Origin of the sequence: Halomonas sp. SS10-MC5 (genome assembly GCF_015992245.1) — a bacterium.
Lineage (GTDB): Bacteria > Pseudomonadota > Gammaproteobacteria > Pseudomonadales > Halomonadaceae > Halomonas > Halomonas sulfidoxydans.
The window spans coordinates 3,752,474-3,774,734 of sequence record NZ_CP065435.1 but is presented as its reverse complement, the minus strand read 5'-3'; the positions used below and the strand labels follow the sequence as shown (position 1 = coordinate 3,774,734).

18 protein-coding genes are annotated in these 22,261 nt (G+C 67.6%); 8 read left to right on the top strand and 10 right to left on the bottom strand.

Features of this window, described 5'->3' with window-relative positions; translation table 11 throughout:
* Positions 1-43: 43 nt before the first annotated feature.
* Positions 44-496, bottom strand: coding sequence for an NfeD family protein (locus tag I4484_RS17515; protein ID WP_197448503.1), 453 nt, complete (start codon positions 494-496; stop codon positions 44-46).
* A gap of 95 nt (positions 497-591) precedes the next feature.
* On the opposite strand from I4484_RS17515, the gene I4484_RS17510 reads away from it, so the two are divergent.
* The 4 genes from I4484_RS17510 (at position 592) to malG (ending at position 5,120) form a co-directional block, all read left to right on the top strand.
* A complete protein-coding gene (locus I4484_RS17510) occupies positions 592-1,116 on the top strand; it encodes a DUF305 domain-containing protein (protein WP_197448502.1) in 525 nt (174 codons plus the stop codon).
* Between the two features lie 224 nt (positions 1,117-1,340).
* The gene (malE, locus tag I4484_RS17505) at positions 1,341-2,528 is read left to right on the top strand and encodes a maltose/maltodextrin ABC transporter substrate-binding protein MalE (protein WP_197448501.1); all 1,188 of its coding nucleotides are present in this window, start codon (positions 1,341-1,343) and stop codon (positions 2,526-2,528) included.
* A 62-nt stretch (positions 2,529-2,590) separates the two neighbouring features.
* Entirely contained in the window at positions 2,591-4,204 is a 1,614-nt protein-coding gene (malF, locus tag I4484_RS17500) for a maltose ABC transporter permease MalF (protein ID WP_197448500.1), read from the top strand.
* Positions 4,205-4,229: 25 nt separating this feature from the next.
* Entirely contained in the window at positions 4,230-5,120 is an 891-nt protein-coding gene (gene malG, locus I4484_RS17495) for a maltose ABC transporter permease MalG (RefSeq protein ID WP_197448499.1), read from the top strand.
* A gap of 81 nt (positions 5,121-5,201) precedes the next feature.
* Here the strand turns inward: malG and ugpC are convergent, their stop codons facing one another.
* From ugpC to tdh, 5 genes are all read right to left on the bottom strand, one after another.
* Entirely contained in the window at positions 5,202-6,317 is a 1,116-nt protein-coding gene (gene ugpC / locus I4484_RS17490) for a sn-glycerol-3-phosphate ABC transporter ATP-binding protein UgpC (RefSeq protein ID WP_197448498.1), read from the bottom strand.
* A complete protein-coding gene (locus I4484_RS17485) occupies positions 6,305-7,981 on the bottom strand; it encodes an alpha-amylase family glycosyl hydrolase (RefSeq protein WP_197448497.1) in 1,677 nt (558 codons plus the stop codon). Before I4484_RS17485 ends, ugpC begins: the two co-directional genes overlap by 13 nt.
* 121 nt (positions 7,982-8,102) lie before the next feature.
* Positions 8,103-10,808, bottom strand: a complete 2,706-nt coding sequence (malT, locus tag I4484_RS17480) for an HTH-type transcriptional regulator MalT (RefSeq protein WP_197448496.1) — start codon at positions 10,806-10,808, stop codon at positions 8,103-8,105.
* 130 nt (positions 10,809-10,938) lie between these two features.
* Entirely contained in the window at positions 10,939-12,129 is a 1,191-nt protein-coding gene (kbl, locus tag I4484_RS17475) for a glycine C-acetyltransferase (protein ID WP_197448495.1), read from the bottom strand.
* A gap of 1 nt (position 12,130) precedes the next feature.
* Positions 12,131-13,159: an L-threonine 3-dehydrogenase gene (tdh, locus tag I4484_RS17470; protein ID WP_197448494.1), complete on the bottom strand. Its 1,029-nt coding sequence runs from the start codon at positions 13,157-13,159 to the stop codon at positions 12,131-12,133.
* Between the two features lie 193 nt (positions 13,160-13,352).
* On the opposite strand from tdh, the gene I4484_RS17465 reads away from it, so the two are divergent.
* The 3 genes from I4484_RS17465 to I4484_RS17455 are packed head-to-tail and all read left to right on the top strand — an operon-like array spanning position 13,353 to position 15,851.
* Entirely contained in the window at positions 13,353-13,937 is a 585-nt protein-coding gene (locus tag I4484_RS17465; protein ID WP_234283716.1) for a helix-turn-helix domain-containing protein, read from the top strand.
* Positions 13,938-13,954: 17 nt separating this feature from the next.
* Complete coding sequence (locus tag I4484_RS17460; protein WP_197448493.1) at positions 13,955-14,716, top strand: trimeric intracellular cation channel family protein; 762 nt, start codon at positions 13,955-13,957, stop codon at positions 14,714-14,716.
* Entirely contained in the window at positions 14,709-15,851 is a 1,143-nt protein-coding gene (locus I4484_RS17455) for a DUF3541 domain-containing protein (protein ID WP_197448492.1), read from the top strand. Before I4484_RS17460 ends, I4484_RS17455 begins: the two co-directional genes overlap by 8 nt.
* On the opposite strand, the gene I4484_RS17450 is transcribed toward I4484_RS17455, so the two are convergent.
* From I4484_RS17450 to I4484_RS17435, 4 genes are all read right to left on the bottom strand, one after another.
* Complete coding sequence (locus I4484_RS17450; protein ID WP_197448491.1) at positions 15,810-16,610, bottom strand: PEP-CTERM/exosortase system-associated acyltransferase; 801 nt, start codon at positions 16,608-16,610, stop codon at positions 15,810-15,812. The two genes, I4484_RS17455 and I4484_RS17450, sit on opposite strands and share 42 nt — an antisense overlap.
* Positions 16,591-19,425 carry an EAL domain-containing protein gene (locus tag I4484_RS17445; protein WP_197448490.1) on the bottom strand — a complete coding sequence of 945 codons (2,835 nt, stop codon included), beginning with the start codon at positions 19,423-19,425 and terminating at the stop codon, positions 16,591-16,593. The genes I4484_RS17450 and I4484_RS17445 overlap by 20 nt, the downstream gene beginning before the upstream one ends.
* 45 nt (positions 19,426-19,470) lie before the next feature.
* Positions 19,471-20,568, bottom strand: a complete 1,098-nt coding sequence (locus I4484_RS17440) for a hypothetical protein (protein WP_234283715.1) — start codon at positions 20,566-20,568, stop codon at positions 19,471-19,473.
* A 73-nt stretch (positions 20,569-20,641) separates the two neighbouring features.
* Positions 20,642-21,076 carry a hypothetical protein gene (locus I4484_RS17435; protein ID WP_197448488.1) on the bottom strand — a complete coding sequence of 145 codons (435 nt, stop codon included), beginning with the start codon at positions 21,074-21,076 and terminating at the stop codon, positions 20,642-20,644.
* A 456-nt stretch (positions 21,077-21,532) separates the two neighbouring features.
* Here I4484_RS17435 and I4484_RS17430 point away from each other — a divergent pair, with 456 nt between their 5' ends.
* Positions 21,533-22,246, top strand: a complete 714-nt coding sequence (locus I4484_RS17430; RefSeq protein WP_197448487.1) for a DUF3581 family protein — start codon at positions 21,533-21,535, stop codon at positions 22,244-22,246.
* Positions 22,247-22,261: the final 15 nt, after the last annotated feature.

Below are 22,261 nucleotides of genomic sequence, written 5' to 3'. Positions count from 1 at the left end.
TAGGAGAGGCGCCATCCTTCGGCGCGGGTGTCTTGCTCGTTGTTCAGTGCGGCTGGACGTGGCTGACGATGGCGGTGGTGCCGTCGAACTGCTGGAAGACCACGAGCGTGCCTTCGGCAAGTTCGGTCTCGCCGGTCTCGGCCACACGCAGGCGGTAGAAGTCGCCGTTGATCTTGATCCCGCAAGCGCCATCGAAGTCACGCTTCAGCGTGGTATAGGTGCGCCCCTGCTCCACGCCGGTACCGGTGGTGCCATAGGACACTCCGCTGGGTGAGAACCAGGGGCGGATCACCTTGATGGCGAGTGGAATCAGGATGCCCGAGAACACGCCCATGGCCAGCAGCTGCCAGGGCAGCGTGAACCCCAGGGCGGCAAGGGCCGAGGTCAGGGCGGCGGCGACACCCAGCGACAGCAGCACCAACCCCCCGGAGGAGAGTTCCGCCAGCCCCAGCAACAGGGCGATGGCCAACCAGATGAGGGCGGGGTTCCAGTCCATGGTAGTCTCGCTGGTGAAGGGTTTCCCTGGCTGACAGGCGCGATGGCCTGCGCGACACCAGTTTACATCGTAATTCCATGGTAAAGGAGAGAGCCATGTCATACACCCCGATAGCCCGTCATCTCTCGGCGCTGTCCCTCCTCCTGGTCGGCGGCGCCTGGCTGGCGGGCGGTGCTGCGGCCGCCGAAGAGGAAGCCCAGGCGCAAGAGCGCATCGAGCAGGTCGAGGCCGAGCAGAACGGGGCGCGGCAGGAGCAGGGCCAGGGCGAGGCGGATGACGGCGAGGCGGCGGTCGACGACGGCGAGGACCCGGGTGAGGCGGTCACCGAGCCCGATGTCGACGTGCACGCCGACAACCCGGCCGTACAGGCCTATCGCGAGATCGCCGAGCGCATGCATCGCGACGTGCTGGCCGAGTTCAGCGGCGATGCCGATCTCGACTTCGCCCGCGGCATGGTCGCCCATCACCAGAGCGCCATCGACATGGCCCGTGTGGCGCTGGAGCACGGCGAGGACGAGGCCATCCGCGACCTGGCACGAGAGGTCATCGAAACCCAGGAGGCCGAGATCGTCTTCCTGCGTGACTGGTTGGCCCGGCACGGTGACGATGAGGCCGAATGAGGGCCTTCGCATGAGAGCCTTCGGTTCTGCATGAAACCATCGGCGGCGTGCCTCGCATGCCGCCGACTCCTACGCCTGCCGATTTTCCTACGCCCCACCCATACGCCATCGCTACGCCCCCCGGGGAGGAGGACGCCTGCGCCGCGATTGGCGAGGCTGGACGGGTTCGCTTCGCCGCGCCGCAACGGCCGCGGCATCGATAACAACAACCCGGAGATTCTCCCATGCCTTGGACACGCCACGCTGTGAGCGTTACCTTGCTGGCCGCGCTCGGCAGCGGCCTGGCCTTTTCCGCCTACGCCTTCGACGATGATCGGTTGACGATCTGGATGGGCGACAACAAGGGCTACGATGGCATCCGCGAGGTGGCGAGCCGGTTCACCGACGACACCGGCATTGCCGTCGACATCGTCAATCCCGACAACCTCACCGACCGCTTCCAGCAGGCCGCCGGCAGCGGCCAGGGGCCTGACATCGTGATCTGGGCACACGACCGCATCGGCGAGTGGGCCCAGAGCGGGCTGCTGGCCCCCGTCTCGCCCTCCACGGATTTCCGCGAGCGCTACTTCGATTTCACCTGGGACGCCACCCTGTGGAACGGCGAGCACTACGGCTACCCCATCTCGGTGGAGGCGCTGGGGCTGATCTACAACAAGGCGCTGGTGGAGACGCCGCCGGAGAGCTTCGACGAGCTGGCGGCACTCGACGCCGAGCTCGCCGAGCAGGGCAAGAAGGCGATCCTGTTCGACTACGGCGAGCCCTACTACGGCTGGACGCTGCTCGCCGCCAACGGTGGCTACCCCTTCCGCCAGACCGAGGCGGGCTTCGATATCGCGGACATCGGCGTCAACAACGCCGGTGCCATCCAGGGCGCCGAGCTGCTGGCCGAGCTGATCGAGAGCGACGTGCTGCCGCGCGGCACCGACTACAGCATCATGGACACGCGCTTCAACCGAGGCGAAGTGGCCGCCATGATCAGCGGCCCCTGGGCCTGGAGCAACCTGGAGCAGAGCGGCATCGACTACGGCGTGGCACTGCTGCCCCGGGTGGGCGAGGAGCGCGCCAAGCCGATGTTCGGCGTGATGGCGGCGATGATCAACACCGCCTCGCCCAACGACTTCCTGGCCGTCGAGTTCCTCGAGAACTACCTGCTCAGTGAGGAGGGCATGCGCACCTTCAACGGCGACGGCACCCTGGGGGCGGTGGCCCACATCGCCTACCAGCAGGAGCTGGAGCGCGACCCCAATATCGCCGCCACCCTGGAGAACGCCGAGCTCGGCATGCCGATGCCCAACATACCCGAGATGGGCGCCTTCTGGGCCGCCATGGAGCCGGCCTTGCAGAACATCGGCAGCGGCCGCCAGTCGCCCCGCGAAGCGCTGGATGCCGCGGCCCGCCGCATGCGCCAGTAAGCCCACCTCGCTCGAAGCCCAGCCGGCGGCCGATGCCGGCGGCTGGGCGCAGGACGCTACCCATGTACACCACCAATGCTTCCCGGGGGCTGCCCCGGCATCGCTCCCGCTATCCTGCCGAGCGCTATACCCGCTGGGCGCTGCGCGGCCTGGTCGCCGCGCTGGTCTTGGCCCTGCTGTGGCTGGTGCTCGCCTTCCACCTCCACGGTCAGCCGATCTTCGCGCTGCTGTTCCTGGTGCTCGGCGCGGCGCTGGGGATCGTCTTCACCCGCCGCCGGTTGATGAGTCACCGCTACATCTTCCCCGCCGTGGCCGGCATGGCGCTGTTCGTCATCTTTCCGCTGCTCTACACCATCGGCATCAGCTTCAGCAACTACAGCTCCAGCAACCTGCTCAGCGAGGAACGAGTGCGCGCCCAGTTGCTCTCGCGTACCTACCAGGAGGAGAGCGCCACCTTCGGCTTCCAGCTCTATTCGACCGACGAAGGCGTGCGGCTCTATCTGGAGCGCGAGGGCGCTCCGACCGGAGCCGGTGAGAGGGAGGCTGAGGTCGAGGAGGCGCTTGAGGGCGTTTCGCGCTTCACCACCGGGCCGATGTCGCTGGCGCAGGGGAAGGGGCGGCACGTCTCCATCCAGCCGGCGCCAGGCGAGCCGGCCGGCGAGCCGATGTCCCTGCGCGAGGTGATCGCCAGTCGCGCCGCGCTGCAGAATCTGGTGCTGGTGACACCGGAGGGGCTGGAGTTGCGCATGGCCGGGTTGCGCCACTTCGCCCCCATGCTGGATCGTTTCGAGGCGCGCGACGACGGCAGCCTGTACGATCGCCGCGACGACCGGCTATTGATCGCTGATAGAGAGACGGGTTTCTTCGTTACCGACGAGGGCGAACGCATCACCCCGGGCTGGCCGGTGGCGGTGGGGCTGGACAACTACGCCAGGATCTTCCTCGACCCCGATATTCGCGGGCCCTTCGTTCAGATCTTCGTCTGGACCTTCGCCTTCGCCGGGCTCACCGTGCTGTTCACGTTGATGGTGGGCTTCGTGCTCGCCTCGCTGCTGCAGTGGGACCAGCTGCGCGGCAAGGCGCTCTACCGCACCCTGCTGATCCTGCCCTATGCGGTACCGGCGTTTATCTCGATCCTGATCTTCAAGGGCATGTTCAACCAGCACTTCGGCGAGATCAATCTGATCCTCGACGCCCTGTTCGGTATCCGCCCCGACTGGTTCACCGACCCGTGGCTGGCGCGCACCATGCTGCTCATCGTCAACACCTGGCTCGGCTACCCCTACATGCTGCTGCTGTGCATGGGCCTGATCCAGTCGATTCCCCGGGATCTCTACGAAGCCTCGGCGGTGGACGGCGGCGGGCCGCTGACCAACCTGTTCCAGATCACCCTGCCGCTGATCCTAAAGCCGCTCACGCCGCTGCTGATCGCCTGCTTCGCCTTCAACTTCAACAACTTCGTGCTGATCGCCCTGCTCACCGGGGGCAACCCCGACATCCTCGGCGCCAGCACCCCGGCGGGCACCACCGACCTGCTGGTGAGCTACACCTACCGCATCGCCTTCCAGGACGCCGGGCAGGACTTCGGCCTGGCCGCCGCCATCGCCACGCTGATCTTCCTGTTGGTGGCGGGGCTGGCGCTGCTCAACCTGCGCCTGGCCAAGGTCAGGGTCTGATTCGCAAGGTCACAGGAGAATCGTCATGGCCATGGTTCAACCGCGTTCGATCCGTTTACGCAAGCTGGGGGCGCATCTTGCCCTGTGCGGCTTTCTGGTGCTGATCCTGTTCCCGCTGCTGCTGGTGATCTCGATCTCGTTTCGCGAGGGCAACTTCGCCAGCGGCAGCCTGATTCCCGAGAACTTCTCGCTGGAGCACTGGTCGCTGGCGCTGGGCATCCCCTGGGAGCGTGCCGATGGCAGCGTGGTGCAGCCGCCGTTTCCGGTGCTGCTGTGGCTGTGGAACTCGATCAAGGTGGCGCTGGTGTCGTCGCTGCTGATCGTGCTGCTCTCCACCACCAGCGCCTACGCCTTTGCCCGCATGCGCTTCGCCGGCAAGGGGCCGATCCTCAAGGGCATGCTGATCTTTCAGATGTTCCCGGCGGTGCTGTCGCTGGTGGCGCTCTACGCCCTGTTCGACCGCCTGGGGCAGTTCGTCGGCTGGCTCGGCATCAACACCCATGGCGCGCTGATCGTCGCCTCGCTGGGGGCGGTGGCGCTGCATATCTGGACCATCAAGGGCTACTTCGAATCGATCGACGGCTCGCTGGAGGAGGCCGCCATGGTCGACGGCGCCAGCACCTGGCAGGCGTTCCGCTACATCCTTCTGCCGCTGTCGCGACCGATCCTGATGGTGGTGTTCATCCTCGCCTTCGTCATGAGCATCATGGAGTACCCCATGGCCTCGGTGCTGCTGGTCGACGAGCACAAGCTGACGCTGGCGGTGGGCGCCCAGCAGTACCTCGCCGATCATAACCAGCGCTGGGGCAACTTCGCCGCCGCGGCGGTGCTCTCCGGCCTGCCCATCACCGTGGCCTTCCTGGTCTGCCAGCGCTGGATCATCGGCGGACTGACGGCGGGCGGGGTGAAGGGCTGACGACAAGCCAATACTGGCTGCGTTCCTAGCAAGACGCCCCGATCTCTGGCGAGATCGGGGCGTCGTTGGTAACCGCGGAAGCTAGTGGGTCACGCCGGGTATCCGCACCTGCCGCGGGCAGGCCGTGCCGTCGGCTCCGAACAGGTGGCAGCGCTCGCCCGAGAGGCCAAGCTCGATGCGCTGGCCATCCTCCAGGTGGGCCAGGCCGTCGAGGCGCTGGGTCAGGGTCTCGCCGACACCTTCCACGCGCAGGTGAGCGAGGGTCTCGTAGCCGAGCTTCTCGGCTACCAGCAGTCGCGCGGCGAGACGCGCCTCGGCGTCGGTCGGGGCGACGAAGTCTTCGGCGCGCACCGCCAGGGTGGCACTGTCGCCGGCCTTCAGGCGAGAGCCATCCACCGCCACGGCCAGCGTCTCGCCGTTGGGCAGGCGCACCGCGGTGCGCTGCCGGCCGGGGTCGAGGATCGTCACCGGCAGGGTGTTGATGCGCGGCGAGCCGATGAAGCGCGCCACTTCCAGCGTGGCCGGGTAGTGGTAGAGCGCGAGCGGCGCGCCGACCTGGGCGATGCGGCCGCCGGCCAGCAGTACGATGCGGTCGGCCAGTGTCATCGCCTCGGTCTGGTCGTGGGTCACGTAGATCATGGTGGCGCCCAGGCGCCGGTGCAGCTCGGCGATCTGCACGCGCATGTCGACGCGCAGGGCGGCGTCGAGGTTGGAGAGCGGTTCGTCGAACAGGAATACCGCCGGCTCCTTGACCAGGGTGCGGCCGATGGCCACCCGCTGGCGCTGGCCACCGGAGAGTTCCTTGGGCTTGCGTTCGAGCAGCTCGCCCAGGTGCAGCATTCCGGCGGCGTGCTCCACCCGGCGCCGGATCTCGGCCTTGTCGGTGCGCGCCAGCTTGAGGCCGAAAGCCATGTTCTCGGCCACGCTCATGTGCGGGTAGAGCGCGTAGGACTGGAACACCATGCCGATGTCGCGCTCCTGGGGCGGCACCTCGTTGATGCGCTCGCCATCGAGGCGCATCTCGCCGTGGCTGATCTCCTCGAGCCCGGCGATCATGCGCAGCAGGGTCGACTTGCCGCAGCCGGAGGGCCCGACGAAGACGACGAACTCGCCGTCCTCGATGGTCAGGTCGATGTCGCGGGAGACCTCGACCCCCGCGTAGTCCTTGCCGATGCCGGCGAGCGTCAGACGTCCCATGCGACCTCCTCGCCGGCCGGACAGCGGGCGATGGCGACCCCATAGGGGGGCAGGTGCAGTCGGCCCGCTTGCCAGCGGCCGTTGACCAGCGCCGGGGCATCCTCGAGCGGGCTCGCCTCGCGCGGTGCGGGCAGACTGCGTGGCTTGGCGCTGAAATTGAGCGCCACCAGCAGCCGTTCGCTCGGCGCCCGCCCGGGATGGCGGCGTTCCAGGCAGAGTACCTCCTCGCGCAGCGGATGGTAGTGCACGTCGCCCTTCATCAGCGCCACGTGCTCGCGGCGGAAGGCGAGGAAGGCGCGGTAGGCGTTGAGCAGCGAGTCGGGGTCGTCGTCCTGCCGGCCCATGGCCAGGCCCAGGTGCTCGTCGGGTACCGGCAGCCAGGGCTCGCCCCGGGAGAAGTCACCGTGGCGGGTGTCGGCGCACCAAGGCTGCGGCGTGCGGCAACCGTCGCGACCCTTGTAGGCCGGCCAGAAGGTGATGCCGGCCGGATCGGCCAGCTGCTCGAGGGTCAGCTCGGCCTCGGGCAGGCCCAGCTCTTCGCCCTGGTAGAGGCAGACGCTGCCGCGCTGGGTCAGCAGGAAGGCCAGGTAGAGGCGCAGCCGGGCCGTATCGTCTTCGGCGCGCCAGCGCGTGGCGACCCGGGGCACGTCGTGGTTGCCCAGCGCCCAGCACGGCCAGCCGTCGCCGATGCGTGCCTCCATGGCGGTCATCGTCCGGTGCAGGAACTCGGGGTCGTGACGTTCGCCGAGCAGGTCGAAGGAGTAGGCCATGTGCAGGCGGTTGCCGCCCTGGGTATAGGCCGCCATCACGTTGAGCGAGTCGTCGTCGCCCACCTCGCCGACGCTGGTGGTGCCGGGGTACTCGTCGAGCAGGGCGCGCAGCCGCTCGAGGAAGGCCAGGTTCTCGGGCTGGGTCTTGTCGTACAGGTGCTGCTGGAAGCCGTAGGGGTTGTCCGGCCGCGTGCCGAGGAAGCTCTCCACCGCCTCGTGGCGGGGCGGATTGTCCCGAAGCTCGCCATGGGTGCAGAAGTTGATCGCGTCGAGGCGGAAGCCGTCGACGCCACGGTCGAGCCAGAAGCGCACCTCGTTGAGGATCGCCTCGACCACCTCGGGGTTGCGGAAGTTGAGGTCCGGCTGGCTGACCAGGAAGTTGTGCAGGTAATACTGGCAGCGGCGGGTATCCCACTGCCAGGCGCTGCCGCCGAAGACCGACTGCCAGTTGGTGGGCGGCGAGCCGTCGGCCTTGGCCTCGGCCCATACGTACCAATCGGCCTTGGGGTTGTCGCGGCTGGCGCGACTCTCGGTGAACCAGGGGTGCTGGTCGGAGGTGTGTGAGAGTACCTGGTCGATGGTGACCTTGAGCCCGCGGGCATGGGCGGCCTCCACCAGACGGTCGAAGTCCGCCAGGGTGCCGAACATGGGGTCGACGCCGCGATAGTCGGCGACGTCGTAGCCGAAATCCTTCATCGGCGAGGTGAAGAAGGGCGAGAGCCAGATGGCGTCGACGTTCAGCGAGGCGATGTAGTCGAGCTTGTCGATGATGCCCGGCAGGTCGCCGATGCCGTCGCCGTTGCTGTCCATGAAGCTGCGCGGGTAGATCTGGTAGATCACCGCGCCGCGCCACCACTCCTGGCCCTGCCGGCCGTAGATCTGCTGTGCGTTCATGCGTTGTCCTTGTCGCTTGCCATACGGGAAATCGTAGGGGCGATGGTGATGCCGGGCTCGCTGGAGGGAATCCTCTACCCCCGGGGGGAGTGAGGCGTAGGAGGGGGGAGGAGGTCGAAGGTCACTCCCCCTGGATGCGCGAGAGCAGCTCGCCGGCCAGCGCAATGGCTTCCTCACGGCGGCGGATGTGCTGCTTCTGGTAGAGGCTGCGGATATGGGTCTTGACCGTGGTGGGTGCCACCGAGAGCTGATCGGCGATCTGCTCGTTGGAGAGCCCGGCATGGATCAGGCCGAGGATCTGCCATTCGCGGCGGGTCAGCGGTGAGGTGCGGATCAGCTCCGGCACGTCGGGACGGGCGACGATGTCCTCGATCACCGAGTCGTCGAGCAGCAGGCGCACGGCGCGGCCGAACTCGCGCTGGCGGCGGGCGAGCTCGAGCAGCCGCTCGGCGTGGCTCCTGGCCAGCGGGTCGAGGCCGTTGTCTTTGAGCAGCGGCACGAGCATCTCGGGCAGTGCTCGCCCCAGGCGCAGGAAACTGCCGGCGAGTGCGGTGCGGGTGGCAAGCGCCAGTGCCTGGCGCAGGTGGCCCAAGGCTTCGTCGTGGCGCTCGCGCTGCCAGGCCAGGGCCGCCAGGCACAGGCGGTTGCGGTTGGCGTCGGTAGCCAGCCCCAGCCGCTCGGTCTGGCGCTCCAGCGCCATGAGCAGCGCCTCGGCCTCGTCGAAGCGGCCGAGCAGGGTCAGCGCCCGCGCGTGGTTGCGCAGGTTGCATTGGGCGAAATGGTTGCTGGCCCGTGCCGGGTCGCCGGGCGGTGCCTCCTGCAGCCACCGGGCCACGGCGTCGAGGTCGCCGTTGGCCTGCCACCAGACGAGCAGGGTGGCATGGGCGTTGGCCTGCCAGTCGATGTGGTAGTCGCCCTGGACCAGAATCGTCCGCAGGCGGCGAACGTAGTCGGCGCACTGGGCCTTGTCGCCCCGCGACAGGGCCACCTTGGCCAGGCTGACATGGCACTGCAGGGTCCAGCGCTCGCCCTGGGTATCGAGCACCTCGATGCCCTTCAGCGCCGCCTGCTCCGATTCGTCGAGCCGCTGCCACTCCCACAGCAGCTGGCTGCGAATGCGATAGAGGAATTCCGCCACCGGCAGACGCTCCAGGCCGCTGCGCTCGACGTAGGCCATGGCGCGCTCCTGCACGTCGTAGGCGGCCTGCAGGCGCCCCTGTGCCACCAGCGTCTCGGACTGGTGGCACAGCGCCCACAGCCGGCGCTGCTCGTCGCCGAGGCGCGCCGCTTCGTGCTCCACCTTGCGGGTCCGCTCGAGCGATTCGGCCAGCTCTCCCTGGACGAAGCGCGCCTCGGCGAGAATGGCCGCGGCGGTGAGCGGCGTGCTGGCCAGGTAGCGAGGCGGCAGGGTCAGGGCCAGCTCGGCCAGCGGGGCGGCGCGTTCGGCATCGCCCTCGTTGATCGCCAGCTGGGCGCGCAGGGTGGCGAACTCGGCGCCGAGTTCATTCCATTCGGGGGCCTCGAGCTGTGCCTCGATCCAATCGATCGCCTGGCGGGTGCGGTCGAAGTGGTACTGGGCATGGGAGGCCCAGCCATGCAGCAGGGTCAGCCGCGGCGAGTCGACCAGGCGAGTGTCGCCGAGGGCGGCGAGTCCGCGGGCCAGCAGCGCGAAGTGGCCGTTGGCGAGCAGCGTTGGGCCCTCCTGCTCGAGCAGTTCGGCCAGCGCCTCGGGCGCTTCGGCCTCGATGATCTGCGCCAGTGCCAGGGCGGGGTTGCCCAGGCGCAGCCAGGCGGTGCTGGCGCGCTGGTGCAGTTCGCGCTGGGTGGTCAAGCTGAGCTCGTGACGGCGGTGACGCAGATAGCCGGCGAACAGCGGATGAAAGCGAAACCATTGCGAGTGGGGGTCGACTCGCGTGAGGAACAGGCCGCCCTGTTCGAGCGTCTCCAGCCGCTGGGAGAGCCGCTCCCCTTCCAGCAGCCTCGCCACCAGGGTCGGCGAGAAACGTTCCAGCACGCCGAGCTGGAGCAGCAACCGGCGGTCTGCCTCAGCGAGGCTGCCCTCGAGCAGCTCGTCGAACCAGGCGGCGAAGTCGGGATGGGCGCCATCGAGACGCTCGAGCAGGCTGTCGAAGGCGGCCCGCGTGGTGGTGCGCTCGATCAGCCAGGCCAGCGCCAGCGGCCATCCCTCGGTGCGGCGCAGGGCGCGCTCCAGGCTCACGCGTGTGGGTGGGTAACTGAGCTGCTCGGCGCACAGCGTCTGCGCCTCCTCATGCTCGAAGGCCAGTTCGGCCGGGCCGATCTCCTCCAGCTCGCCGCGCAGCCGCAGCCCGGCCAGGCCGAGCGCCGGGCGGGTGCGTGACGCCAGGGTGAGAGTGAGCCAGGGAGGCTGATGGTCGAGCCAGTGGCGCAGGGCCTCGAGGATCTGCGGATGGCGCAGATGGTGGAAGTCGTCGAGCACCAGCCGACCGGGCGGGGCCTCGCGCGGCAGGGCGGCGAGCCACGCCTCCATGGCGGCGTGCAGCCCGTTCGACGGGGGCAGCGTCAGCGAGAGGGCGAGCCGTTGGCAGAGCTGGGCCAAGGCCGCGTGGAAGTAGGCGGCGAAGCGCTCGGGGTCGTCGTCGCGCGCATCCAGTCGCAGCCAGGTCGCCGGTTGCTCCAGGGGAGGCAGGCGTTCGGCCAGCAGGGTGCTCTTGCCGTAGCCGGGTGGCGCCTGAACCACCAGCAGGCGCACCCGCTCGGTCAGTGCGAAGCGATCATTGAGCCGCTCCCGAGCAATGACGGTGGTCGGCACGGCTGGCGGGCTGAGCTTTTCCTGGAGCAGAGGCATGGCGACCGCACCCATCTGTAACGATTCAGCCAGTATGCCTGCGAGCCCACTGCGTTTGGTGCGCCTACGACCAAGGGCGTAGACGCCGCGCCGTTAGAGCCGAAGCGGCGCGGCGTTCAGACAGCGCCCATCACAGCCCCAGGCGCGCCTTGACCCGGCCGAAGGCGGCCAGGGCGAACTCCAGGTCGTCGCGGCTCAGCGCGGCGGACATCTGGGTACGGATGCGCGCCTTGCCCTGGGGCACCACCGGGTAGGAGAAGGCGATCACGTAGACGCCTTCCTTGAGCATCTCTTCGGCGAAGCGGGCGGCAAGCCCCGCATCGTGCAGCATCACCGGCACGATGGGGTGCTCGCCCGGCAGCAGCTCGAAGCCGAGCCGCTCGAGGCCTTCGCGGAAGAAGGCGGTGTTCTCGGTGAGACGGTCGCGCAGCTCGCGGGACTCGGCGGCCAGCTCGATGGCCTTCAGCGCGCCGGCGACCACCGGCGGCGCCACGGTGTTGGAGAACAGGTACGGGCGCGAGCGCTGGCGCAGCAGCTCGACGATCTCGCGCTTGCCGCTGGTATAGCCCCCGCTGGCGCCGCCCAGCGCCTTGCCCAGGGTACCGGTGGTGATGTCGATGCGGTCCATGCAGCCGCGGTACTCGTGGGTGCCGCGGCCGCCTTCGCCGAGAAAGCCAGTGGCGTGGCAGTCGTCGAAGTGCACGAGGGCCCCGTAGCGCTCGGCCAGGTCGCAGATCTCGTCGAGCCGGGCGATGTAGCCGTCCATGGAGAACACGCCGTCGCTGGTGATCAGCTTGAAGCGCGCGCCGTCGCGGTCGGCGGCTTTCAACTGCGCTTCGAGGTCGGCCATGTCGTTGTTGCGGTAGCGGTAGCGCCGGGCCTTGCACAGGCGCACGCCGTCGATGATGCTGGCGTGGTTGAGCTCGTCGGAGATCACCGCGTCCTCGGCCCCGAGCAGGGTCTCGAACAGCCCGCCGTTGGCGTCGAAGCAGGAGGGGTAGAGGATGGTGTCCTCGGTACCGAGGAAGTCGGTGAGGCGCTGTTCGAGCTGCTTGTGCAGGGTCTGGGTGCCGCAGATGAAACGCACCGAGGCGAGTCCGTAGCCCCACGCTTCCAGGCCCGCCTTGGCGGCGGCGTTGACCTCGGGGTGCTGGGCCAGGCCCAGGTAGTTGTTGGCGCACAGATTGAGCACCTCGGTGCCGGCATTGAGGCCGACATGGGCTCCCTGGGGCGTGGTCAGCTGGCGCTCGTGCTTGTACAGCCCGGCCTGGCGAATGGCGTCGAGCTCGCCGCGCAGGTGCTGCTTGAAGGCTCCGTACATGTCATGTCTCCCAGTTGAGGACGACCTTGCTCGCTTCGCCGCTGAGCATGGCGTCGAAACCGCGCTGGAATTCGCTATAGGGCAGGCGGTGGGTGATCACCGGCGAGACGTCGAGGCCGGAGTCGACCATCACCGACATCTTGTACCAGGTCTCGTACATCTCGCGGCCGTAGATGCCCTTCAGCGTCAGCATGTTGAAGATCACCGTGTTCCAGTCGATCGCCATCTCCTCGGTAGGAATGCCGAGCATCGCCACCTTGCCGCCGTGGCACATGTTGGCCAGCATGTCGCGGAAGGCGGCAGGGCTGCCGGACATCTCCAGGCCCACGTCGAAGCCTTCGGTGAGGCCGAGCTCGCGCTGCACGTCGGCCAGGGTCTCGTGGCGTACGTCCACGGTGCGGGTGGCACCCAGCCGCCTGGCCTGCTCCAGGCGGCCCGGATTGAGATCGGTGACCACCACGTGGCGTGCCCCGGCATGGCGGCATACCGCCGCGGCCATGGCGCCGATCGGCCCGGCGCCGGTGATCAGCACGTCCTCGCCGAGCAGGTCGTACTGCAGCGCGGTGTGCACGGCGTTGCCCAGAGGGTCGAAGATGGCGGCCACGTCGAGGTCGATGCCGGGCTTGTGCTCCCACACGTTGGACATCGGCAACGCCACGTACTCGGCGAAGGCGCCGGGACGGTTGACCCCTACGCCGCTGGTGTGGGCGCATAGGTGGCGGCGCCCGGCCAGGCAGTTGCGGCAGCGCCCGCACACCACGTGGCCCTCGCCGGAGACGATCTGCCCGGGGTGGAAGTCGTTGACGTTGGAGCCGACCTCGACGATCTCGCCGACGAACTCGTGGCCCACTACCATGGGTACCGGAATGGTCTTCTGCGCCCAACTGTCCCAATTGTAGATGTGCACGTCGGTACCGCAGATGGCGGTGCGCTTCACCTTGATCAGCACGTCGTTGATGCCGACCTGTGGGTCGGGCACTTCGTCCATCCAGAGGCCGGGTGTCGCCTCCTTCTTGATCAGCGCTTTCATGTTCTGCCTTCCTGACTTGTGGTTGGAGGATTCAGGCGGAGGAGCGAGCGTTGCTGGCAATTCGCCACGTTGGGTTTAGTATGAGAGAACGAATTCCAGTATTGCAGAACTCGTCCCTCTTGCAAGAATTTTTTCCTGGATAATGGATGGCGATCGCTGAGATCCACTGTCTTGGGTATAGGGGAAATGCGAAGTGAGTGACACCACGATGTCAGACGAAGCACAAACGGAAGCCGGCAGCCTGGCCAGCCGCGTGATCGAACTGCGCAAGCGGCGCGGGCTGACCCTGGAGCAGCTGGCGGCGGCCTCGGGGGTCAGCCGCTCGATGCTGAGCCAGATCGAGCGCGGCAAGGCCAATCCGACCCTGGCGGTCACGCTGCGTATCGCCCAGGCGTTCGGCATGAACATTGGCGACCTGGTGGATCAGCCCTGGACGGCCTCGCGTATCGAAGTGGTGCGTGGCAACGATGCCAGCCAGCTGTTTCGCGACGACCGCGACTGCCGCATCCGCACGCTCTCGCCGCTGCACATGGAGAAGAACGTCGAGTTCTACGAGATCCGCCTGGCACCCGGGGCAAGGCTGCAGAGTGCCGCCCATTTCGAGGGTACCCGCGAACTGCTGACCGTGACCCAGGGGCGGGCACGGGTGGTGGCCGGGGAGAATCGCTGCGAGCTCGATCCCGGCGATTCGGCCCACTATCATGCCGACCTCGAGCACATCATCGAGAATGGCGGCGAGGAGGAGCTGGTGAGCTTTCTCGTCGTGACCTACCAATAAGCACAGGGGAGACCGACTTGACGGGGCTGGTGTACTGGCTGGACATGGCGGGCGTCATCGTCTTCGCCCTCTCGGGCGTGATACTGGCCTGCCGCTCGCGGATGGATCCGTTCGGCATGCTGGTGCTGGCGGCGGTCACCGGTATCGGCGGCGGCACCCTGCGCGACCTGGTGCTCGGCGTGCGGCCGGTATTCTGGGTCGCCGACCCCACCTACCTGTGGGTGATCCTGGCCACCGTGGGGCTCTCCATCGTCGGCTTTCACTACATTCATCGCCTCTCCCGCGTATTCCTGCCGGTGGCCGATGCCTTCGGCCTGGCGCTGTTCACGGTGATCGGGGCACACAAGGCGCTGCAGCTGGAGGCGCCCGGGGTGGTGGCGGTACTGATGGGCCTGCTGACCGGTGTGGCCGGCGGCATGGTGCGCGACGTGCTGGCGCGGCGCGTGCCGATGGTGCTGCGCGAGGAGGTGTATGCCACCGCCTCCATCGCCGGCGGCATCGTCTATGTGGGGCTGGGAGCGCTGGCCGTGCCGGCCGGGGTTGCCATCGGCCTGGCGCTGGCGGTGACGCTGGGCTTGCGCCTGGCGGCCATTCACTGGGGGCTGGCACTGCCGGTGTTCGCCTGGGTAGTCATTCCTCCGCCGGTCGCGGCGCCGCCGAGCAACGGCGAGTCCGTGGCGGATACGGTGAGCGCCACGCAGGACAAGCCGGCGTCGACACGCCCCAAGGTGAGGGTACGCATGATCTCGCCCCGCCGGCGGCGCAAGAAGCATGGTTGAAGGCGTCCTGCATCGCCTGTCACCGGGGCGTTGGCCGGTGCTGCTGCTGGTGGCGTGGCTGGCGGGCTGCGCCCTCGAGGCATCGTCGCCGACCGACGCGTACCGGGCCAGCGGCCAGGCGATCCAGGCCGTCTACGAGGCGGCCCTGCCGCAGCTCCCCCTCGACAAGCAGCGCCACTATGCCCAGCGGCTCTACCGCATCAGCGGCGAGCCACGCTACCTGCCCCCTCTCGAGGCCCACGGGCGGCGGCTGCTGGTTCAGCTCGAACGCGACATCGCCGGGCTCGAGCGGCCGGGGTTCGCGGCGGCCCGCGCCCGGCAGATCGTGGCGGATTATCCCCAGCGTACCGCCAAGCAGCGCGCCAGGCAGGTGATGCTGGCGGAGTGGGGCGAGATCGCGTTCGCCCGCCAGCTGCTCTTTCGTCTGGTCCAGGCGGACTACTATGGGCTGCTGGAAGCGATACCCGACCATCAGCGCGCGCTCGACTACCTGGGCAGCCTGGCGTGGCAGCGGTTCCTGACCGATCCCGAGGTCGTGCGCCTGTACACCGCCCAGGTGGCGAACCAGGCCTGGTTCCTCCACCAGCTGGAGGTCGTCGACCTGCGTCCGGCAGTGCGCGAGGCGTTTCTCTCCGTTTTCCCCGCGCAATCGGTGGCGGATCTGGAGCAGGCGGACTACCGCAACCGGCTCTACGGGATGACGCACATCGTGATCGCCGACAGCCGTTACTACCAGCGCTGGGTGCCGGCAGAGCGACATGCCTGGATCCTCGAGGCCCTGGCCGCCGAGATCGAGCGTATTCTCGACCAGGCCACCGAGGACATTCAGGCCGAGGTGGCGCTGGTCTTCCTGCTGACGGGCAACGAGGGGCACCCCGTCGTGGCCCGAATTCGCCAACGCCTGGCGGAGGCGGTCGACCCGCGGGCCGGCATCATCCCGTCACCGCGGGGCGAGATCGACCTGGCGCGTGGCGAGCACCGCAACGTCCTGGCGCTGATGGTGCTCACCTGGCCGGGCCGGCTGCATCCCGGGCCTGACCTGTCGGCAGGCGTGCGATCGGGCGCCGCCGCGCTGCGCCGGGCGTGCCCCTCGCTAGACGAACGGGCTGGTCCGCTCCACTTGCGGTGCCAGTGACGTCCTGATGTGGCGATAGAGCGGCCGCAGGCTGGACTGCAGATCCCGTTCGGCCTGGTGCTGGTCGATGTAGTAGGCCGCCCGGGGGCCGCAGTAATCGATCACGTCGCCGACCTGTCGAAACGCCAGCCCCGAGATCTTCAGCAGCCGGGCGAAGCGTGGCTCCATCATGGAGAAGACATGGCGCCTGCCCGACAGGCCGACGATGGCGGTGGCGGCCAGGAACAGGCTCAGTGTCACCAACGGGGAGGGAGGAGGCAGGCGATTCTCTTCGAGCGGCTGCAGGTCCTGTTCGCGTAGCCCCAGGGCACACTCCCGCGTGCGGCGGAAGTCGGGGTGCACGGCCAGACGCGAGACCTCGCAGAGCGAGCTGCGCTCGAACCGGTCCGGATGCAGCCGTGGGTGGGTCAGGCCGTGGGCGCAGCTCTCCTCCAGCGGCAGCGTCCTTGGCTGGCCGTCGTTGTCGATGGGCAGGACCACCCTGAGACAGCCTGCATCGCGATCGCTCCCGACATGGTGAAGCAGGCAGAGGATCGAGTGCTTGTCGTGGGCGTCCTTCTCGAAGGGAGTGTCGACGTCGTCCCCCAGGGTGTACTCGAGTTCCTCGCGAAAGACCTTGTGGCGCAAGGCGTAAGCCCGGTAACGGCTCTCCCGGCTGTGAGCGATGATGAAGCGGTATTGCTCGACGAACTCGCGCACCCGGTCACCCTGGGGCACGTCACGTTCGCTGGTAGCTGCCTTATGACGTGGTGTCTCCATGTGAAACTCCCGGAATGGCCTCAGCCAGAGGGGTGGGACGACCAAGATGGTAGCCCTGGCCGTAAGAGATGCCGTAGGAAGTCAAGAGTGGTATCAGTACCTCCTGATCGACGAACTCGGCGATGGCCAGCTTGCCGAAGCCTGCCGCAATGTCGGCAATGGCCTTGACGATGACCTGGCTGTCCGCGTTCGTGTTCAGGGTGCGAATGAAGGCGCCATCGATCTTGATGAAGTCGACGGGCAGTTCGCCGAGGTAATGGAAGCTGCTGAAGCCGACCCCGAAGTCGTCGAGGGCGGTGCGGCAGCCCAGGTCGCGCAGGGCCTGGAGCACCCCGCGAGCGCTGGAGAAATCGGTGATGGCCGCTGTCTCGGTGATCTCGAGGATCAGGTGGTGCGGGTCCGCGCCGGTAGCCGCCAGCTCTGCCATGAGGAATTGCTTGAGCCCCTCGTCGTGCAGGGTCTGGCCCGACAGGTTGACGGCCAGGCTGATGCCCTGGGCCTGGACGCGGCTCAGGGCGCGCAGGCTCTGGCGCAGTACCCAGCGGTCGATCTGCACGATCTGGCCGCTGCGCTCCGCCACCGGGATGAAGTGTGCCGGGGAGATGAGTGCCCCCTTGGGGCCGCGCATGCGCAGCAGCACTTCGTAGTGACGCACGTCGCCGTCGCTCAGCCGTACAATCGGCTGCACCATCAACTCGAAACCCTCCTCGTCGATGGCCTGGCGAATCCGTTCCACCCAGTAGACCCGCTCCTGCAGCTCGTCCTTGGCGCGCTCGAGGGTCGAAAGCAGATGCCAGCGCTGGGAGCTGCTCTCCTTGGCCTTGTACATGGCCAGGTCGGCGTTGGCCATCAGGTCGGCGGGGTTGTCGCCATGCGCCGGGAACAGGGCGATGCCGAGGCTCGAGGTGGCCCGGTGACGCTGGCCACCGGCATCCAGGCCGGTATTGTCGAGCAGCGGGGTGATCTGCTTGGCAATGCTGATGGCTCGCCGAGTATCGGCCCCCTCCAGCAGCATCGCGAACTCGTCGCCCCCCAGGCGTGCGATGACGCCGTGGTGGCCGAACTCCTGGAACAGCGTATCCGCCACCATGCGCAGGAGCCGGTCGCCGGTGTGGTGTCCGCTGAGCTCGTTGACGTCCTTGAAGTGGTCGAGATCGAGCAGCAGCACGGCACCGCAGCGGCCTCGGCGCATGACCTGGCCCAGTGCCTCCTGGAAGTAGCGCCGGTTGTAGAGCTCCGTCAGGGGGTCGCGCTCGGCCAGCCAGGTGAGGCGCGCTTCGGCCAGCTTGCGCTCGGTGATGTCGAGCCCGACCGAGATCCGGGCCGCACGGGAGTCGCTGTGTGATGCCAGCGGCGCATGGTACCAGGCGATGGTCCGTTGCCGCCCATCCGCCGTCACCAGGCTGCGCTCCTCCTGTGGGATGTCGACGGGGTCGTTGTCGCTGCGCGGGGTGAAGACGTCGTCGAACCCCCGGCCCAGCAGGCGCTCCTCCTGCATGGCCAGGGTCGTGAGCGCGTAATCGTTGACCAGCGTAATGCGTCCTTGATCGTCCTGGGTGACGATGAAGACGCGCGCGGTATCCAGCAGGCTGCCAACGAAATCGCGCTCACGGGCCAGCTCCTCCACCCGCTCGGCAAGCTGGAGCCCACGGGCCGTGACCTCGCGTTCCAGCGTTTCCAGCTGATCGGAGAGCGCCAGCGTGGTGCCTTCCAGCACGTCGATCTCGTCTTCGAAACGGCTGCGGGGTACGGGAATGGCGCTGCGGGCCTCGGCGAAGCCGCCGTGGGCGAGGGCCGGCAGGACACCGGCCAGCCGGCGCAATCTTGCCATCGGGCGAAGCAGGATGGCCAGCAGCAGCAGCTCGGCCGCCAGCCAGCCGCCGATGCCGACCAGCAGCAGGTTGCGCGTGTTCTGCTGGATGGCCCGGATCTGGGCGGTAATGTCCGCCGCCAGGAGAAAGAAGCCGGTGCTGCGCCGGCTGTCGTCGGCCTCCATGCGTACCACGGACAGCTCGTAGGCGCGACCGTCGTGCTGCAGGCGCAGCGGCGTGGCCAGAATGTCGCTGAGCATGGCCATCTGCGCCGCCTTGCGCAGCAATGGCAGGTATTCGCTCGTGTGGGTCAGCGCGGCCAAATGGCCGTTCCAGCTCGTCAGGTAGCGCTCCGAGGCCACCTCCGCCTCCTGCGCGCCGGTGATCAGCAGGGCGACGTCGCTGCCGGAGACCTGCTGGGCCTGACGGGTCACGTCGGCAAGCGAGCGCGACAATACCACCATGCCGACGCTCTCGCCCGCGACCAGGATGGGCACGGCGGCGTATTGCCGGCAATCGTTGGCGCAGCGCAGCGCCGAGAGCGGGTACTCGGTCTCCATGACCTGACGTACCCAATCCTGTACGGGGCGCTCCCTGTCGGCCTGGGCTTCGCCCCATTCGGCCAGCTGGCGGCCTCGGGCGTCGAATACCAGGATCTCGTCGATACCGGCCTCGAGCTGAAGCGTGGGCCACTGGGACGAGAGAGAACCGATCAGTTCCGCCTGCGCGCCGTTCGCCAGCGCCGGCCCGAGGTCGGGGGACGCGGCGGTCAGCGCCGCGATCTGCTGCAGGCTTGCCTCGGAACGCTGCAGGGCGAGCTGGATCTCGCGCGCCTCGCGCTGGTTGCTCTCCCTGCGGCTCTCTTCGAACTGGCGGGTCAGGTTGGCGTGGCCGAGCCAGGTGAACAGCCCCGCCAGCACCAGCAGCAGCAGGCTGCTCAGAGCAAGCACTCGCCAGGTCAGGCTCAGTCGAGAATGCGGTGCTTGGGAGGAGGAAGCGCTCATGCTGGCAGTCCCTGGCCGATGCTTGAAGAGAAGTGTGCCTGTCTATCAGAAACGCAAGGAAAGTTGAAAAAGGACCATATTCCAGCTCCGCTGGGTGTCGGCAGGGTCAGGCTCATCGCGTAGCGGCAGCCAGCCGGTGCCGTCGATGTGGTGGTATTCGGCGGCCACCAGCACGCGGGGATTGACCCGCCACTGCAGCCCGAAAGTGAGATCGTCGGCATAGCGGGCATGGGCGGGACCGCGCCCCTGGGCTTCGTAGGCTCGGCCCGAGCGGTCGTCACGATCGCTCACCAGGCTGTCGTAGCGCACCAGCCACTGCCAGTCGTCGAAGAAGCGCCGGGTATACTGGACATACCAGCTTTCGCCGGTGACCTCGGAGCCGGGCAGGGGGCCGGTATCGGTCGTCGATACCTGGCGCAGGGCGAACTCGCCCGTCACCGCCCAGCGCTCCTTGTCGTACTGCAGCGAGAGAATCCAGGGCTGGAAGTTGAGCTCCCCCTCGTGCGGGCCGAGCCCCAGGTCCAGGTTGACGTCCGCGGCGCTGAGGGCGGCGGTGAAACGCCCCCCCGCGTGCTCGTAGCGCAACTGGGCAATGGAGGATGTGCTGCCGCTCACGTCCATGCCCAGATGGGCAGGATAGAGCTGACTGTCCAGGTCGCGCGTGGTGGGGGTGCCGACGCCGCCCGTGAAGCGCAGCGTGCCGTGCTGCATGCGCTCCTCGGCATACAGGCTGACGCCATCGGCGGACAGGCCGAGCGAGCGGGTGCGGTCGAAGTAGATCGACTGGGGCAGCAGTATGCTGGGGCGGGTGAAGGCGACGTCCCGGGTCTGGTTGTAGAAGCCGAAGGGGTTCTTGAAGCGCCCCAACTGGATGCCCAGCGTGCGCTGCTGATCGGAGTAAGGCTGATAATCGATCACGCCGTAGTCGAGGGCCGGGCGGGCATCGCTGCCGTCGCCGCCGGCGCGCCTGCTCAGCACCTGGGCGGCCACGAGCACGTCATGGCGGGGCCGGAACGAGGCATTGGCGCCGATCTCGGTGTACTTGAGACTGCCCTCGCCGCTGCTGCTGGGGCCGAAGAAATCGTTGTCATCGGTGATGACGAGCGCCTGGCTGAGAAAACCGTGTACCTGCAGGGTGTCCATGACGCCATCCGCCGCGGCCATGGGAGCCCAGGCGAGAGCCAGCGCCACGAACGCGGGGCGTGAACGGCGGCATCTACTCCATGGTAATGATTTGGACTCTCTCATCCAGATACTCCCTTTCCAGATACCCAAGGGCGCCAGGCGTGGTGGCGACGCGTTCCAGCATCTCTGTTTGGCTGTCGACCTGGCTGGGCGCCTGGCCGGTCCCCGAGAACACCATGCGATCCCAGGCCAACTGCAGCTGATGGGGGTAAACGGTAAGACGCTCCTTGGCGAAGCGTGCGTGGACGGGATGGGAACTGGGCAGCACGAAGACCCGTACGGCCTGGCCATCGGGCCAGCTGCGCTGGCGCATGGCAAAGATTGCCCGGGTGGTATCTCGGGTCAGCACGGTGTCGGCCACATTCGGATGGGCGATCAGGACGATCTGACGCTCATTGGCCTGCACGGGCAAGGGGAGCAATGCCAGCACCAGCGGCAATAGCAGCCAGCGTGTCAATCCAGCCACGCGCCAACTTCCCGGAGGTATGGCGGCAGCGAACCCGCTCGACCCGAAGAAACGGCTCCCATGCCTGGCGCAGCGGAGACGATGGCTGGCCAGGACTTCCTGCGCGTATCGATAATGTTATCCCCCGATCCCTTACTGTGCTGGAGCGGCCGTGTTCGTTGCGCCATGTCAGCGGATGATCCCGTATCGCACTGAAGCCGCCAAGCGTTGTTGTACGATATACGTATATCACAAGAATGACGAGTACGGGCAAGGCGGCCAGCGACGCTGGCGTCAACCATGTTCCGCTCAGACGGTAGCATGAATTCAATGGGTTATGCTTCGGTGCGGCGGGCGGCCCAGGGGATTCCGTGGTCGTCGAGACGACGCCTCCCGGCCCGGTGTGGCCGCGCCGCGGGAAAAAATGGCATTATCGCCAACTCGAGCTATTCCAACCAAGGACAGGCCTGAACACGAATGTTTCTCGACCCTTACCATACGCCAGTGGGCGCGGGCTTCCGCATCTCCGCGCAGCAGGCCAGCGACTTCGCCAAGCGTGTCGCCGGAGACTTCAACCCCATCCATGATGCGGGAGCCCGACGCTTCTGCGTTCCCGGTGACCTGCTGTTCGCCCTGGTGCTGAGTCGGTTCGGTCTCTCCCGGCACATGGATTTTCGTTTCCGCAGCATGGTCGGCGACGGGGTCGCGTTGAGCCTGGCGGAGAACGAAGCGGGACTGCTCGTGGTCAGGGACGAGGAGGGCAAGCAGTACCTCGAAGTGGATCGAAAGGGCGATACCAACCTCGATGTCACCGCCATCGAAGCCTTCACACGCTGCTACGTGGCCTTCTCGGGGAAGAACTTCCCTCATGTTCTCAAGCCGCTGCTCGAGGCCCGAGGCGTGATGTTCAATCCCAAGCGCCCGCTGGTGATCTACGACAGCATGGGGTTTTCGCTCGACCGGCTCGACCTGGTCGCGCCCTCTCTCGAACTGGTCGACTCGAGCCTCGAGGTGATCGGCAAGCGCGGTGACGTCAGGCTGGAATTTCGCATCACCGACCGTGGCCAGCCGGTCGGGAGCGGTTCGAAGAAACTGGTCGTCAGCGGCCTGAGTGACTACGACCCCGCCGCCATGGACGACATCGTGGCCGAATTCTATCGCTTGAAGTCGGCCTACGAGAGCGCCGGCTGAGCCGGGCCCCGACCT

What these genes read in the sequence shown, in the direction of transcription:
- malF (WP_197448500.1), top strand. Translation starts at nt 2,591, where the DNA reads ATGTACACCACCAATGCTTCCCGGGGGCTGCCCCGGCATCGCTCCCGC.
- malE (WP_197448501.1), top strand. Translation starts at nt 1,341, where the DNA reads ATGCCTTGGACACGCCACGCTGTGAGCGTTACCTTGCTGGCCGCGCTC.
- I4484_RS17445 (WP_197448490.1), bottom strand. Translation starts at nt 19,425, where the DNA reads ATGAGCGCTTCCTCCTCCCAAGCACCGCATTCTCGACTGAGCCTGACC.
- I4484_RS17430 (WP_197448487.1), top strand. Translation starts at nt 21,533, where the DNA reads ATGTTTCTCGACCCTTACCATACGCCAGTGGGCGCGGGCTTCCGCATC.
- I4484_RS17440 (WP_234283715.1), bottom strand. Translation starts at nt 20,568, where the DNA reads ATGGACACCCTGCAGGTACACGGTTTTCTCAGCCAGGCGCTCGTCATC.
- kbl (WP_197448495.1), bottom strand. Translation starts at nt 12,129, where the DNA reads ATGTACGGAGCCTTCAAGCAGCACCTGCGCGGCGAGCTCGACGCCATT.
- tdh (WP_197448494.1), bottom strand. Translation starts at nt 13,159, where the DNA reads ATGAAAGCGCTGATCAAGAAGGAGGCGACACCCGGCCTCTGGATGGAC.
- malT (WP_197448496.1), bottom strand. Translation starts at nt 10,808, where the DNA reads ATGCCTCTGCTCCAGGAAAAGCTCAGCCCGCCAGCCGTGCCGACCACC.
- I4484_RS17450 (WP_197448491.1), bottom strand. Translation starts at nt 16,610, where the DNA reads ATGGAGACACCACGTCATAAGGCAGCTACCAGCGAACGTGACGTGCCC.
- I4484_RS17510 (WP_197448502.1), top strand. Translation starts at nt 592, where the DNA reads ATGTCATACACCCCGATAGCCCGTCATCTCTCGGCGCTGTCCCTCCTC.
- I4484_RS17485 (WP_197448497.1), bottom strand. Translation starts at nt 7,981, where the DNA reads ATGAACGCACAGCAGATCTACGGCCGGCAGGGCCAGGAGTGGTGGCGC.
- ugpC (WP_197448498.1), bottom strand. Translation starts at nt 6,317, where the DNA reads ATGGGACGTCTGACGCTCGCCGGCATCGGCAAGGACTACGCGGGGGTC.
- malG (WP_197448499.1), top strand. Translation starts at nt 4,230, where the DNA reads ATGGCCATGGTTCAACCGCGTTCGATCCGTTTACGCAAGCTGGGGGCG.
- I4484_RS17455 (WP_197448492.1), top strand. Translation starts at nt 14,709, where the DNA reads ATGGTTGAAGGCGTCCTGCATCGCCTGTCACCGGGGCGTTGGCCGGTG.
- I4484_RS17515 (WP_197448503.1), bottom strand. Translation starts at nt 496, where the DNA reads ATGGACTGGAACCCCGCCCTCATCTGGTTGGCCATCGCCCTGTTGCTG.